13 protein-coding genes and 3 pseudogenes are annotated in these 13346 nt (G+C 63.9%); 6 read left to right on the forward strand and 10 right to left on the reverse strand.

The features are described from left to right. Positions 1-53: 53 nt before the first annotated feature. Both A4C63_RS26045 and A4C63_RS22385 read left to right on the forward strand, forming a co-directional pair. Positions 54-161 (forward strand): annotated as a pseudogene (locus tag A4C63_RS26045) (phosphotransferase system, HPr-related protein); the annotation flags it as partial. Further along, entirely contained in the window at positions 158-382 is a 225-nt protein-coding gene (locus A4C63_RS22385; RefSeq protein ID WP_063914630.1) for a metallothionein, read from the forward strand. The pseudogene A4C63_RS26045 and the gene A4C63_RS22385, both read left to right, overlap by 4 nt. Before the next feature lie 193 nt (positions 383-575). Here the strand turns inward: A4C63_RS22385 and A4C63_RS22390 are convergent, their stop codons facing one another. The 5 genes from A4C63_RS22390 to A4C63_RS22410 are packed head-to-tail and all read right to left on the reverse strand — an operon-like array spanning position 576 to position 5007. Next, positions 576-992: a hypothetical protein gene (locus A4C63_RS22390; protein ID WP_063914631.1), complete on the reverse strand. Its 417-nt coding sequence runs from the start codon at positions 990-992 to the stop codon at positions 576-578. A gap of 34 nt (positions 993-1026) precedes the next feature. Continuing rightward, positions 1027-1974, reverse strand: a complete 948-nt coding sequence (locus A4C63_RS22395; RefSeq protein WP_063914632.1) for a lysylphosphatidylglycerol synthase domain-containing protein — start codon at positions 1972-1974, stop codon at positions 1027-1029. Then, on the reverse strand, positions 1974-3176 hold the full coding sequence (gene clsB / locus A4C63_RS22400) for a cardiolipin synthase ClsB (protein ID WP_063914633.1): 1203 nt from the start codon (positions 3174-3176) through the stop codon (positions 1974-1976). Before clsB ends, A4C63_RS22395 begins: the two co-directional genes overlap by 1 nt. Beyond that, positions 3173-3958: an endonuclease/exonuclease/phosphatase family protein gene (locus A4C63_RS22405; RefSeq protein WP_063914634.1), complete on the reverse strand. Its 786-nt coding sequence runs from the start codon at positions 3956-3958 to the stop codon at positions 3173-3175. Before A4C63_RS22405 ends, clsB begins: the two co-directional genes overlap by 4 nt. Next, a complete protein-coding gene (locus tag A4C63_RS22410) occupies positions 3955-5007 on the reverse strand; it encodes a DUF72 domain-containing protein (protein ID WP_063914635.1) in 1053 nt (350 codons plus the stop codon). Before A4C63_RS22410 ends, A4C63_RS22405 begins: the two co-directional genes overlap by 4 nt. Before the next feature lie 30 nt (positions 5008-5037). On the opposite strand from A4C63_RS22410, the gene A4C63_RS22415 reads away from it, so the two are divergent. From A4C63_RS22415 to A4C63_RS22430, 4 genes and pseudogenes are all read left to right on the forward strand, one after another. Beyond that, positions 5038-5412: a low affinity iron permease family protein gene (locus tag A4C63_RS22415; RefSeq protein WP_063914636.1), complete on the forward strand. Its 375-nt coding sequence runs from the start codon at positions 5038-5040 to the stop codon at positions 5410-5412. A 22-nt stretch (positions 5413-5434) separates the two neighbouring features. Then, positions 5435-5986, forward strand: coding sequence for an ATP-dependent Clp protease proteolytic subunit (locus A4C63_RS22420; RefSeq protein ID WP_063914637.1), 552 nt, complete (start codon positions 5435-5437; stop codon positions 5984-5986). Positions 5987-6288: 302 nt separating this feature from the next. After that, positions 6289-6441 (forward strand): annotated as a pseudogene (locus tag A4C63_RS22425) (general stress protein); the annotation flags it as partial. Positions 6442-6510: 69 nt separating this feature from the next. Beyond that, positions 6511-6780 (forward strand): DUF6555 family protein, encoded by a 270-nt coding sequence (locus A4C63_RS22430; protein ID WP_063914639.1) that lies wholly within the window; start codon positions 6511-6513, stop codon positions 6778-6780. A 95-nt stretch (positions 6781-6875) separates the two neighbouring features. Here A4C63_RS22430 and paaZ read toward each other — a convergent pair whose 3' ends face one another. From paaZ to paaE, 5 genes and pseudogenes are all read right to left on the reverse strand, one after another. Beyond that, on the reverse strand, positions 6876-8927 hold the full coding sequence (paaZ, locus tag A4C63_RS22435) for a phenylacetic acid degradation bifunctional protein PaaZ (RefSeq protein WP_063914640.1): 2052 nt from the start codon (positions 8925-8927) through the stop codon (positions 6876-6878). Positions 8928-8954: 27 nt separating this feature from the next. Beyond that, positions 8955-10187 (reverse strand): OprD family porin, encoded by a 1233-nt coding sequence (locus tag A4C63_RS22440; protein WP_063914641.1) that lies wholly within the window; start codon positions 10185-10187, stop codon positions 8955-8957. Positions 10188-10227: 40 nt separating this feature from the next. Continuing rightward, positions 10228-11796, reverse strand: a pseudogene (locus A4C63_RS22445) (cation acetate symporter); the annotation flags it as partial. Then, complete coding sequence (locus A4C63_RS22450) at positions 11787-12095, reverse strand: DUF485 domain-containing protein (RefSeq protein WP_046614155.1); 309 nt, start codon at positions 12093-12095, stop codon at positions 11787-11789. The pseudogene A4C63_RS22445 and the gene A4C63_RS22450, both read right to left, overlap by 10 nt. Positions 12096-12264: 169 nt before the next feature. Beyond that, complete coding sequence (paaE, locus tag A4C63_RS22455; RefSeq protein ID WP_063914643.1) at positions 12265-13341, reverse strand: 1,2-phenylacetyl-CoA epoxidase subunit PaaE; 1077 nt, start codon at positions 13339-13341, stop codon at positions 12265-12267. Positions 13342-13346: the final 5 nt, after the last annotated feature.

A 13346-nucleotide genomic window follows, 5' to 3' on the forward strand; every position in this document is an offset into this window, starting at 1 on the left:
TTCAACGATCAGGTGCAGTCGACCGAATGAAGCCACTTGACGGAGAACACACAATCGGCGGCGGCATAGGCCTGGACGAAGCCGAACTGGCCCGCTCCGCACCGCTGGATGGCGAACTGTGGACGGATGATGTAATCGATGACGAGGAGAGCAAGCCATGAACGAACTGCGTTGTGCCTGTGCGCATTGTTCCTGCACCGTGGATGCCAACGCCTTGCAGCTCGAAGGCAAGGTGTATTGCTGCGAGGCCTGTGCCAGCGGGCATCGCCATGGCGAGCCGTGCCGCATGCCGGATTGCCACTGTGGCGAAAAAACTGGGGAAAGCGCGGTGGACAATGCGCTGGACGAGACTTTCCCGGCAAGTGACCCGATTTCACCCTGAAACATCGCCGTCCCATAGCTTCTGCATAGGTTTATGGGGCGGTGATGGTCCTGTGGGAGCGGCCTTGCGTCGCGAAAGGGCCGCAAAGCGGCCTCGGCAATTTTCCGTGCGAAGCTGAAATCCTGGGGCCGCGCTGCGGCCCTTTCGCGACGCAAGGCCGCTCCCACACAAAGCAGCGCGCAGGCCTGCAGAATCAGTGAGTCTGCCAGATGCCGTTGCTACGCTCGCAATCGGTGCGGGCCTGGCCCAGGCTTGGGGTGTCGTAGTAATAGGTGATTACCCGCGCATCCTTGGGCAACGCCGGCTTGTCACCGCCAGCTGCCTTGGGGTTGGCCAATGCCTCCCGGGTCAACGGTGCGATGCAACTGCCTACGCTGCCATCCGCGCAACGGGGGACCTTGTGCTTTTCGCTGTTGAGCATGTCCTTGCTCTCGTTGCTGCAAGACCAGTTGATCGCTTCGGCGGGCAGGTTGCTGTAGCTGTAACAGCTGTGTCGCTCCACCGGTTTGACCGCCTCGCTGGAGGACCGCGTCAGCACGTTGCAGGCTTCGGCCAGGGCCTGGCCACTGACCAGGCTGGCCCCCATCAATATCAGGACAGCGACACGCATTTGCCACCTCCGGGGCCACAGGCCCTTGTCAGGTTCAGGCGGGCTTGTCGCGCCGGCGCATGGCCTTGGCGCGTTTCTCCAGGACCAGGTAGACAAGCACCGCCAGCAACAGCGGCACCAGGTAGTACAGCGTACGGTAGCCCAGCAGGGCCGCCACCAGCGCTCCCTGGGCCAGCTGCCCGTGCAGCAGGGCCAGGAATACCGTTTCCAGCACACCCAGCCCGGCCGGGATATGCGCGACCACACCGGCCACGCAGCTGATCAGCAGGATGCCAAGTATCGACGGGTAGAAGGCTTCGCCAGGCAGCAGCCAGAAGATCAGCAGTGCCATCAGCGCCCAGTTGCTGGCACCCAGCACGACCTGGCACAGCGCCAGGCGCAGCGACGGCAGCGTTACCTCATGGTCGCGCCAGCGCCACGTGCGCTTTTTGGCGAAACCACAGGCCAGCAGGTAGCCTGCGGAAATCGCCAGCAATACCAGGCCGATCAGTTGCAGGCCGGTGGCGCCCACCGCCCAGTTGGCGGGTAGCTCGACCAGGCGCAAGGCGAACACCATGCCGGCCAGCAGCATGTAACCCATCCAGTTGGTCAGCAAGCCCAGGGTGAGGATGCGGGTGATGGTCGGTGTGTCCAGACCCAAGCGGCTGTATAGCCGGTAGCGCAAGGCAACGCCACCCACCCAGGTGGTGAAATTGAGGTTGAAGGCGTAGCACACGAAAGCCACCGGCAAAACCTGGCGAGCCGGCAGGTGATGGCCGGTGTAGGCCCGCGCCAGCAGGTCGTAACCGGCGAATGTCAGGTAGCTGCACCCGGCCAGCACCAGGCCGATGGCCAGGGTGCCGGGCTTGTAGGCCAGCAACGACTGGCGCACCTCGTTCCAGTCCAGGTTGCGCGCGAGCAGGTACAGCAGCGCAGGGATCAGGATCAGGAATGCCAGGGTAAACAGCCGTTTGCCCCAGGTTTGCCAGTGTTTTCGCGCCATCAGGTCTTGCCCTCGTGATAGTCACCCTGTGCCTCGGCCTCCGGCTGCACCGAGCGCAAGCGCTGGCGGTGCGCCGGGAACCAGCCGGCAATCCGCGGGAAATGGCGGATCACGTGGAAACACACGAAGATCAGCGGCGCCCGCCACCAGTAGCCACGGACCATGCGCTCCAGGGTGACCGGCTTGCATTGATCGCGGGCCAGCGCCTGCAGGTGCTGGTTGAGTTGATGGTTGAAGGCACGATCACGGATGAACAGGTTGGCTTCCAGGTTGAACGACAGGCTCAACGGGTCCAGGTTGCTGGAGCCGACGGTGGCCCACTGGTCGTCCACCAGCGCCACCTTGCCGTGCAAAGGCCGCTGGCAATATTCGAGAATGGCCACACCGTCGCGCAGCAGGTAGTTGTACAGCAGCCGCGACAACGCCCGCACCCAGCGCATGTCCGGCTGACCCTGCAGGATCAGTTGCACCTCCACGCCACGCCGGGACGCATTGCGCAGTTCGCGCATCAGTCGGTAGCCCGGGAAGAAATAGGCGTTGGCGACCACGATGCGCTCCCGGGCACTGCGAAACGCCTGCAGGTAGTGGGCTTCGATATCGGTACTGCGCAGCCCGTTGTCGCGCTCGATCAGCACGGCGCTGCTGGTACCGGCAGGCTCGGTCAGCGGCCGCACCGCGCTGGGCGGCTGTAGCACCGGCGACATCAGGCGCTTGCTGGCGGCATGCACTTGCGCCACCACCGGGCCGGTGACTTCGACGGCATAATCCTGCTTGGCCATGGCACCAAAGTCGCCCAGGTGGTCGGCGCTGTAGTTGATGCCGCCGATGAATGCCCGCTCACCATCGACTACCACGATCTTGCGGTGCAGGCGCCGGAACAGGTTGGTGCGCATGCCCACCAGTCGCGGCTGCGGGTCGAAGGCGTGGAAACTGACCCCGGCATCGGTCATGGCGGCAATGAACGGCGCAGGCAGGTCGGCCGTACCGTAGCCATCCACGGCCACTTCGACACGCACGCCGCGCCGGGCGGCATCGATCAGTACCTGCTGCAACTGCTGGCCGACCTTGTCATCGAAGATGATGAAGGTCTCCAGCAGGATTTCCTCCCGGGCGTGGGCCATGGCCTCGAACACACGGGGGTAGTATTGCTCGCCATTGATCAGCAACTGCACGCTGTTGCCGTCTACCCAGGGTCGGTTCACAGGTTGATCTCCGCAGCCAAAGGGGCGTGGTCGGAGAGGTGCGACCACGGGTACTTCGACAGCACCCGGGCGGAGCCGGGCATGGCGTTGCGCAGGTAGATGCGGTCCAGGCGCAACAGCGGCAAGCGCGCCGGGAAACTGCGCGCCGGGGTGCCGAAATGCTCGCCGAAGGCTTCTACCAGGTGTTCGCTCAGCACCGTATCGGCCTTCAGCCGCCAATCATTGAAATCGCCGGCAACGATCACCGGCGCCTTGGGCGGCAGGCTGTCGAGCAGGTCCAGCAGCAACCTCACCTGGCGTTGCCGGTGCGCCTCGCGCAGGCCCAGGTGCACGCACACCGCATGCACCTGGTCATGGCCTGGCACCTCCAGTTGGCAGTGCAGCAGGCCGCGCTGCTCGTTGCCCTGCACCGAGACGTCCAGGTTGTCGAAGCGGTTGATGGGAAATTTCGACAGCAAAGCGTTGCCGTGGTCACCATGGGGGTACACGGCATTGCGGCCGTAGGCGAACTGCGGCCACATGCGGTCTGCCAGGAACTCGTATTGCGGCGTTTCCGGCCAGGCCGGGTGGCGCAGGGCATGTTGCTGGTGGCTGCCGTGCACTTCCTGCAAGAACACCAGGTCGGCACCAGTGTCGCGCACGGCGTCGCGCAGTTCAGGCAGGATGAAGCGCCGGTTGAAGAAGGTGAAGCCCTTGTGCACGTTCAGCGTCAGTACATTCAGCCGGCGCACGGCGGTGACTTTGTCGATGATGCAGTGCGGGGCAGGCAGGGTCCTGTTCACAGCGCCACCTCCGGTACCACGCCAGGCTCGGTCATCAGCTCATGGTCCAGCGACAGCTTCTGCAACAGGCGCCGGGCGTCATAAGGCGCATGAACCTTCTGGTCGTTGTCGAAATAGCAGTAGACGTCTCGGGTGGCGCGCCGTGGCGGCGGCCCCGGCACGACCAACCGGGCATCCTCGGCCTGGCGGCCCTGGCTCCAGTGCTGGATACGCTGCTTCCAGCGCCGCAACGCCTGCGCGGTATAGCCACTGCTGTACAGCTCGACATCGCCATGCAGGCGCATGTACACGAAGTCGGCGGTAAGGTCCTCGACATAAGGCCATTTCCCGGCGCTATCGGCCACCACCAGCGCTACCCGGTGCTTGCGCAGGAGCTTGATGAAGGTTTCGCACAAAAAACTTTCATTACGAATTTCCACGGCATGGCGTAGCCGTGCGTTGCCCTTGATATCGGTGCTACCGTTGTCCCTCAGGCGTTGCGCACACCCTAGCGCGCATTCGCGGGCGGCCTTGCGGCTGTGCGGCAGCAGCTCGAGAAAACGGGCGAAGCGGGCCTCCTCGAACTTCATGTTCGGTGGAAACTGCCACAGGAATGGCCCTAGCTTCTTGCCGAGCAGCAGCGGCCCGGAAGCGAAGAAGTTGGCCAGGGGTTCCTCGATGTCCTTGAGCCGGCGCACATGGGTGATGTAACGCGGGGCTTTGACCGCGAATACGAAGCCGGTCGGCGTTTCGTCATGCCAGCCCTGGTAGCGTTCGGGCATTTGCAGGCTGTAGAACGAGCCGTTGATCTCGATGCTGTTTACTGCCCGCGAAGCGAACGCCAGTTCGTCGTCCTGGGGCAGGCCCTTCGGGTAGAAATCCTTGCGCCAGGGGCCATAGCGCCAACCGGAGATGCCGATGCGGATATCGCTCACGCTGCCTTCCTCATAGCCGGGTCCTTGTTCGGTCACTCTGAAGGTGCGACTGGTGAACAGCGGCCAGGGTTCAGCACGGTTGACCAACGGAAAAGGCCATACCGCGTTGAACTTTGCAGCCCGCGACGTTTCCACCGCATACCTGCTACGAGGAAGGGCGCCAGGATGAAATTCGACCGTTTCTCCCAGTGGCTGGCCAACCGGGCCGGCCGCCCGCTGACCTTTGGCATCGCCTGCCTGCTGATCCTGAGCTGGGCAGTAACCGGGCCGTTGTTCGGCTTCAACGACACCTGGCAGCTGGTGATCAACACCTCGACCACCATCATCACCTTCCTCATGGTGTTCCTGATCCAGAACACCCAGAACCGCGACAACGACGAACTGCACATCAAGATCGACGAACTGCTGCGCACCACGCAACGGGCGCACAAGGCGCTGCTGGACCTTGAAGACATGGACCCGTCCGAGTTGCATGCCTTGCGCAAGCAGTACCGGCAGATGGCCGGGCAGGGTGAGGATGCGCAGAAGACCAAGGAATGACCTGCCAACCCTGGAGGCAAGCATGGCCAGACATATCGTCCACTTCACCGGGCCGATCAATTCATCCACCTGTGGCAACCTGATCAACACCTGTTCGCGGGCGTTGCAGCAGGGCGCCGAGGTTCTGCAATTGAACATCGCCACCATGGGCGGCGAGTGCAGTTACGGGTTTACCTTGTACAACTTTCTGCGGGCATTACCGGTCGAGGTGCATACCCACAACCTGGGCACGGTGGAATCCATGGGCAACATCCTGTTCCTGGCCGGGGAACGGCGCACGGCATGCAGTTACAGCAAGTTCCTGTTCCATCCGTTCCACTGGACTTTGCATGGCTCGGTGGACCATTCACGCATGGCCGAATATGCGATGAGCCTGGACTATGACCTGCGGTTGTATGCACAGATCGTCGCCGAGCGGACCGAGGGGGCGGCCGAAGTGCTGGATGTGCCGCGGTATCTGATGGCCTACCCGCGCATACTCGGGCCACGGGAGGCCTTGGAGAACGGGATGATCCATGCCATTGACGAGATGCCGATTGAGCTGGAGGCATGCCATTGGAGTGTGCATGCCTAGCGGTTGCCTGTGCTGGCCTCTTCGCGGGCTTGCCCGCTCCCACAGGTTCAGCACATGCCTAAGAGCGGTGAAGTCCTGTAGGAGCGGGCAAGCCCGCGAAGTGGCACCAATATTTTGCCCGCGTGTGTTTCGTGCCACATGTCGGCTGATGGCAAAACCATTGAGCAGAGCCAGCGCTCGAGTGTTCGGAACCAAGGTAAGGCGCAGATCCATGCGTCCCGCCAAACCATCGCAAGGAGAACAACATGGCGCAGGACCAAGAACGCACCAGCCACCGTGGCGGCAACAAGGAAACCAACCCAGGCAACTTCGCCAACGACCGGGAACGGGCTTCCCGCGCCGGGCACAAGGGTGGGCAGGTTTCTGGCGGCAATTTTGCCAATGACCGCCAGCGGGCTTCGGACGCCGGCCGCAAGGGTGGGCAGAACAGCCACGGTAAAGGGCGCCACCAGTGATTTTTTGAATTTTCTGCGCATACCCCGATCAATCAGGGTGTCATCCATGGAGAAGAGGAGGCCCCTGCGATGCCTAGCCCACAGCTATACATCATCGATTACCAACTGCATGGCCAGCCGCGCAGTTTCATCATCCGTCTGGAGCAGCTGGACAATGCCGAGGCCTGGCATTGGGCAAGTTGCGATGCGGGCATCGGCATCATTCCCAAGTTCGGCCGGGAGAAGATCAGGAAAGTCAGCAGGCCAATGGCAGAGCGCTACGGGATTACCGCAGTGAGCTGGCGTGTGTCGGGGAGCAAGCCGAACCAGTCGACGGGGGGGCCAGCGGCGACAATGTGATTCCCCGAACTGCACGACCTTGCGCGGCCCCTGTGGGAGTGGCAACGGCCAGGTGAGGTCGGTTGAATGCCGACCGCCCCTGACCAACGGCCGCGTCAGGGCATTTTCAGCACCAGGGTGAGGATGTCGTAGCTGGCGACCAGCTCACCCAGCTGGTTGGTCACCTCCACATCCCACGCCACCACGCCCTGGGGCTGGCCCAACGGGCTGGTCTTGCCTTGGTCGATCTTGCGCTTGCAGGTCAGACGCGCCTGGATGGTGTCGCCGATGCCCACCGGGTTGATGAAGCGCAGGGTATCCAGGCCGTAGTTGGCCAGAACCGGGCCTGCACCTGGGGAGACGAACAGCCCGGCCGCGGCCGACAACACGAAGTAGCCGTGGGCGATGCGCTTGCCGAACTGCGATTGCTTGGCGGCGATCTCGTCGAAGTGCATGTAGAAATGGTCACCCGACAGGCAGCCGAAGTTGACCAGATCGGCTTCGGTCACGGTACGGCGGTGGGTGAGCAGAGACTCGCCGATGCGCAGTTGCTCGAAATAGCGGCGGAACGGGTGTACTTCGGTTTCGATCACTTCGCCACCGCGCACATATTCGCCGGTTACTGCCGTGAGCATGCTCGGCGACCCCTGTACCGCAGCGCGTTGCAGGTAATGCTTGACCGCACGCAGGCCACCCAGCTCCTCACCACCACCAGCGCGGCCCGGGCCGCCGTGCTTGAGTTGCGGCAATGGCGAGCCATGCCCCGTGGATTCCTTGGCCGCCTCGCTGTCGAGTACCAGCAGGCGGCCATGCCAGGCAGCGGCCACCGGGATGGCCTTGGCCGCTACGCTGCGGTCGGCGGTGACCAGGGTCGCCACCAGGCTGCCTTTGCCACGCGCGGCCAGCGCCAGGGCTTCATCGAGGTCGTCATAGGCCATCAGGGTGCTGACCGGGCCGAACGCTTCGATATCGTGGGCACCGCCTTCGGCATGCGGGTCACGGGCCTGCAGCAGGGTCGGAGCAAAGAACGCACCCTCGGCCACACCCTCGCCACGCGGTGCAAAACCATCGCTGGCGCCAAACAGCTGGTCGCAGCTCTGCAGCAGGCTGCGCACCCGCTCGGCCACATCGTGCTGCTGGTCGTGGGAAGCCAGGGCGCCCATGCGCACACCTTCTAGTGACGGGTCGCCGACCACCACCTTGCTCAGACGCTCGCGCAGGCGCGTGGCAACGGCGTCGATGTGCCTGGCCGGTACGATGGCCCGGCGGATGGCGGTGCATTTCTGCCCGGCCTTGGTGGTCATTTCGCGGACCACCTCCTTGATGTACAGGTCGAACTCTTCGCTGTCCGGGGTCACGTCCGGGCCGAGGATGGCGCAGTTCAGCGAATCGGCTTCGGCGGTGAACGGCACCGAGTTGCGTACCAGGTTCGGCGTGACGCGCAACTTGGCGGCGGTGTCGGCGGAACCGGTGAAGGTCACCACATCCTGGCCTTGCAGGCGGTCGAGCAGGTCGCCGGTGCTGCCGATCACCAGTTGCAGGCTGCCTTCGGGCAACAGGCCGGATGCATTCATCAGGCGTACCACGGCCTCGGTCAGGTAGCTGGTCGAGGTCGCCGGCTTGACGATGCACGGCATGCCGGCCAGGAAGGTCGGGGCGAACTTCTCCAGCATGCCCCAGATGGGGAAGTTGAAGGCGTTGATGTGCACCGCCACGCCGGCGCGCGGCACCAGGATGTGGCTGCCGGCGAAATGGCCTTGCTTGCCCAGCGGGATGGCCGGGCCTTCGTGCACCAGGTTGCCCGACGGCAACTCACGGCTGCCAATGCCCGCATAGGAGAACAGCGTGGCGTTGCCGCCTTCGATGTCGATCCAGCTGTCGGCACGGGTAGCGCCGCTGTGATGGGACAGCGCGTAGAGCTGTTCCTTGCGCTCGGCCAGGTACAGGGCCAGCGCCTTCAGGCGGGCGGCGCGTTGCTGGAAGTCCATGGCCATCAGCGCGGCCAGGCCACGGGCGCGGGCAAAGTCCACGGCCTCGGCGAAATCCGGGCGTTCTTCGTGGGTGTAGCCCAGGACCTGGCCGTCCAGGGCGCTGCGCAGGGCCTGGGCGCCTTGCTGGCCAAGCCAGCGGCCGGCGATGAAGCTTTGCAGGGTAGGGGCGGCAGACATGCTGTTCTCCAATGTAGAGGGGCGCTGTTACCACAGCGCCACGGTATAGCCGATGATCAGGCGGTTTTCGTCCACGGCGTTGGTCAGGCCATTGCCGGAACGGAAGGTGACGTTGCGCCAGCGCAGGCTGACGTCCTTGAACGGGCCGCTCTGGATGACATAGGTGATGTCGGTGTCGCGCTCACGCTCACGGCCATTGCTGACGGTGGCGGTTTCGGCGTGGCGGCCATCGGTGTAGCGGGTCATGAAGCTCAGGCCGGGGATGCCCATGGCAACGAAGTCGTAGTCGTAGCGCACCTGCCACGAATCCAGCCCGGCGCGGGTGAAGGTGTTGTAGGTGACCAGGTTGACGGTGAACGGGTCGCCGCCGTTCACGAACGGGAAGGCACTGTCGCCGGACATCTGCTGCCAGGTGGCGGTGAACTTGTGGGCCCGTACGCCGAGGGTGAACATGGCGTTGAAGTTGCGGTTGTCGATGTTGCCGGCACGTTCGGCGCCGTCGTTGCGGCTATCGAAGTAGCGCAGGTCGGTGCGCAGGCTCAGGCCTTCGCCCAGCGGACGGGTATCGATCAGGCCGACGAACTGCTGGCGGTAGATGTCCTCGAGCTTGGCGTAGTAGTAGCTGACGCTGGTTTGCGGGGTGATGGCGTAGCTGCCACCGCCGAAGTCCAGGTGGTCGCTGCTGGCGGCGCCGTAGCCGATGTCGTCGCGGCCCGAGGAATCACGCAGGTTGGCCTTGGTCAGGCGGCCGGCGTTGAAGGTGAGGCCGGCCAGGTCCTGACTGGTGAGCAGCCCGCCCTGGAAGGTCGAGGCCAGCAGGCGGGTGTCGTTGTACACCACCACCGGCAGGATCGGTTGCAAGGTGCCCAGGCGCAGGGTGCTCTTGGACACCCGCACCTTGCCGGTCAGGCCCAGTTCGCTGTAGTCATCGACCGGTTCATGGCTGTTCGGGCCGAAGGGCAGCAGGCCGGTATTGCGGCGGTCGCGGCTGGAGTCGAGCTTGATGCCCAGTTGGCCCATGGCGTCGACACCAAAACCGACCGGGCCTTCGGTGAAGCCCGACTCCAGCTTGGCGGTAAAGCCCTGACCCCATTCCTCGGCCTTGGCCTGCGGTGCGTTGCTCTGGCGGAAGTCGCGGTTGAGGTAGTGGTTGCGCAGCTCCAGCCGGGCATGGCTGTCGCCGATGAAATCCGCCATGACCGGCATCGGCAGGGCGAGGGTGGCCAGCCAGGCGGCCGAAATGAAGTGTGTGCGGTTCATTGTTGTTGTTTTACCCGACATGGTTGTTCTTCCCTGATAGTCAGTGCTTGCTGGCGCCGGCAGCGCCGATTCCGGTCATGGAGCGGATGAACTGGGCCAGGTAGCGGCCACGTTCCTGATTGGCGCGTTCGGAGCTGTCGGTGACGGAGAACACCCAGGCGCCGAGGAAGGCCAGGCTCATGGAGAACAGCGCCGGGTTGCTATAGGGGAACAGCGCCTTTTCGTTATGCAGCACGTTGACCCACACCGCCGGACCCAGAACCACCAGCAGCACCGCCGAGACCAGGCCAGCCATGCTGCCGCACACCGCGCCGCGGGTGGTCAGGCCTTTCCAGAACATCGAGAGCAGCAGCACCGGGAAGTTGACCGAGGCGGCCACAGCCAGCACCAGGCCGGAGAGGAAGGCGATGTTCTGCGATTCGAACATCAGGCCGAGGATGACCGCCAGCAGGCCGATCAACAGGGTGGCGATACGCGACACGCGCATTTCTTCCTGTTCGCTGGCCTTGCCCTGGCGCACCACGCAGGCATACAGGTCGTGGGAAACGGCCGATGCGCCGGACAGCGCCAGGCCGGCGACCACGGCCAGGATGGTGGCGAAGGCCACGGCGGAGATAAAGCCGAGGAACAGATTGCCACCTACCGCCTGGGCCAGGTGCACGGCGACCATGTTGCCGCCGCCGATGATCGCGCCGGTGGCGTCACGGTAGGACGGCTCGGTGCCGACCATGACGATGGCACCAAAGCCGATGACGATCAGCAGCAGGTAGAAGTAGCCAATGAACCCGGTGGCATAGAACACGCTCTTGCGTGCTTCCTTGGCATCGCTGACGGTAAAGAAGCGCATCAGGATATGCGGCAGGCCAGCGGTACCGAACATCATGCCCAGGCCCAGGGAAATGGCGTCCACCGGGTTGGACAGCAAGCCGCCCGGGGCCATGATTGCCTGGCCCTTGGCATGTACGGCCACGGCGCTGGCGAACATCGCCTCGGTGCTGAAGCCGAAATGCTTGAGCACCATGAAGGCCATGAAGCTGGTACCCGACAGCAGCATCACCGCCTTGATGATCTGCACCCAGGTGGTGGCAAGCATGCCGCCGAAGGTGACGTAGGCGACCATCAGAACACCGACCAGCATCACCGCGTACAGGTAGCTGATGCCGAACAGCAGTTCGATCAGCTTGCCGGCACCGACCATCTGCGCCACCAGGTACATCAGCGCCACCACCAGGGTGCCGAAGGCCGAGGTCAGCCGCACCGGGGTTTGCGCCAGGCGGTAGCTGACCACGTCGGCAAAGGTGTACTTGCCCAGGTTACGCAGGCGTTCGGCGATCAGGAACAGGATGATCGGCCAGCCGGCCAGTACGCCAAGGGCATACAGCAGGCCGTCGTAACCGTTCATGAACATCATTGCCGAAATGCCCAGGAACGACGCGGCGCTGATCATGTCGCCGGCGATCGCCAGGCCGTTCTGCATGCCGGTCAGGCCCCCACCGGCGGTGTAGAAGTCGCTGGCCGAGCGGGTGCGCATGGCAGCCCAGCGGGTGACCAGCAGGGTGAAGCAGACGAACACCGTGAACATCGAGATGGCGGTCCAGTTCATTGTGCGCACTCCTGCTTGACCTTGTCGTTGAGCGGGTCGAGCACGTTGTTGGCACGGTGCACGTAGATGCCGGTCAGGGCGAAGGACAGCAGCACCATCAGCACGCCCACCAGCATGCCGACGGTGGTCACGCCACCGCTGAGGGACTGGCCGAGGGTGCTGGGGGAAAACGCCACCAGCAGGACGAAGCCGTAGTAGATCACCAGCATGGCCAGGGTCAGGCTGCCGTTGAGGCGGCGTTTGCGCTGCACCAGGTGCTGGAAGTCGGGGTGGTTGACGATGCTTTCGATGCGTTCGGGTGTCATGGGTTGCGATCTCTGGGTGTTGTAATTGTTTTGTTGAGGTCACGCGGGTGTTGCGGTGTTGCTTAGGGCCTCTTCGCGGGCATGCCCGCTCCCACAGGTGCTGCGGTGTGCTTGAGACTTGTGCTATCCCTGTAGGAGCGGGCGCGCCCGCGAAGCAGTCGGCTCGGTTTCAGAGCTGGTCGAAATCGAGCACTACCTTGTCGCTCACCGGGTAGGTCTGGCACGACAGCACATACCCGGCCGCCACTTCGTAGTCCTCCAGGGCATGGTTGCTGTCCATCTCCACTTCACCCTCGATGACCCGGCACTTGCAGGTCGAGCACACGCCGGCCTTGCACGAATACGGCAGCTCGGCGCCGATGGCATTGCCGGCGTCCAGCACGTTCCGGGTGTTGCGTGGCAGGTCGAAGGTGAGGGCGCGGCCGTCGCTGATCACGGTGATGTGGCTGAGCGCCGAGTCCACCTGGCGCGCCGCCTCGCGGGCTTCACGACGGGCTTCGCTGCCGGCGGCGGCGAACAGCTCGAAATGGATGCGTTCCTTGGCCAGGCCATTGGCCCGCAGGCTGTCGCGCACCGTCTCGGTCATCGCCTGCGGGCCGCAGATGAACGCAGCATCCAGGCTGGCAACGTCCATCCAGCGCGAGAACAACTGGCCGCACTTGTCGGCGTCGATGCGGCCGTTGTAAAGGTCGACATCCTGCTGCTCGCGGCTGAACACGAAAATCAGGTTCAGGCGGTCGAGGTAACGGTTCTTCAGGTCTTCCAGCTTGTCGCGGAACAGTGCGCCGGAGCTTGAGCGGTTGCCGTACAGCAGGGTGAAGCGGCTGTGTGGCTCGCTGGCCAAGGTAGTGGTGATGATCGACAGGATCGGGGTAATGCCGCTGCCGGCAGCTACGCCCAGATAGTTGCCCTGGCGGGCCGGGTCCAACGGCACGAAGAAGCTGCCCGACGGCGGCATCACTTCCAGCTGCTGGCCGGCCTTCAGCACGTCATTGGCAAATGCCGAGAAGCGCCCGCCGGGCACCCGCTTTACCGCCACACGCAGCTCGCCGTCCTGCACGGCGCTGCAGATGGAGTAAGATCGGCGGACCTCTTCGTTGTCCAGCCGGGTACGCATGACCAGGTACTGGCCCTGGGTAAAACGGAACTGCGCCTGCAGGTGCTCGGGCACGTCGAAGGCAATCGACACCGCATCGCGGGTCTCGTTGCGCACTTGCTTGACGGTCAGGCTGTGAAACTGGCTCATGGCGT

Source organism: Pseudomonas sp. p21, from assembly GCF_001642705.1.
In the GTDB taxonomy this organism is placed as follows: domain Bacteria; phylum Pseudomonadota; class Gammaproteobacteria; order Pseudomonadales; family Pseudomonadaceae; genus Aquipseudomonas.

What these genes read in the sequence shown, in the direction of transcription:
- A4C63_RS22440 (WP_063914641.1), bottom strand. Translation starts at nt 10,187, where the DNA reads ATGAACCGCACACACTTCATTTCGGCCGCCTGGCTGGCCACCCTCGCC.
- paaZ (WP_063914640.1), bottom strand. Translation starts at nt 8,927, where the DNA reads ATGTCTGCCGCCCCTACCCTGCAAAGCTTCATCGCCGGCCGCTGGCTT.
- A4C63_RS22430 (WP_063914639.1), top strand. Translation starts at nt 6,511, where the DNA reads ATGCCTAGCCCACAGCTATACATCATCGATTACCAACTGCATGGCCAG.
- A4C63_RS22385 (WP_063914630.1), top strand. Translation starts at nt 158, where the DNA reads ATGAACGAACTGCGTTGTGCCTGTGCGCATTGTTCCTGCACCGTGGAT.
- A4C63_RS22415 (WP_063914636.1), top strand. Translation starts at nt 5,038, where the DNA reads ATGAAATTCGACCGTTTCTCCCAGTGGCTGGCCAACCGGGCCGGCCGC.
- A4C63_RS22395 (WP_063914632.1), bottom strand. Translation starts at nt 1,974, where the DNA reads ATGGCGCGAAAACACTGGCAAACCTGGGGCAAACGGCTGTTTACCCTG.
- A4C63_RS22390 (WP_063914631.1), bottom strand. Translation starts at nt 992, where the DNA reads ATGCGTGTCGCTGTCCTGATATTGATGGGGGCCAGCCTGGTCAGTGGC.
- paaE (WP_063914643.1), bottom strand. Translation starts at nt 13,341, where the DNA reads ATGAGCCAGTTTCACAGCCTGACCGTCAAGCAAGTGCGCAACGAGACC.
- A4C63_RS22420 (WP_063914637.1), top strand. Translation starts at nt 5,435, where the DNA reads ATGGCCAGACATATCGTCCACTTCACCGGGCCGATCAATTCATCCACC.
- A4C63_RS22450 (WP_046614155.1), bottom strand. Translation starts at nt 12,095, where the DNA reads ATGACACCCGAACGCATCGAAAGCATCGTCAACCACCCCGACTTCCAG.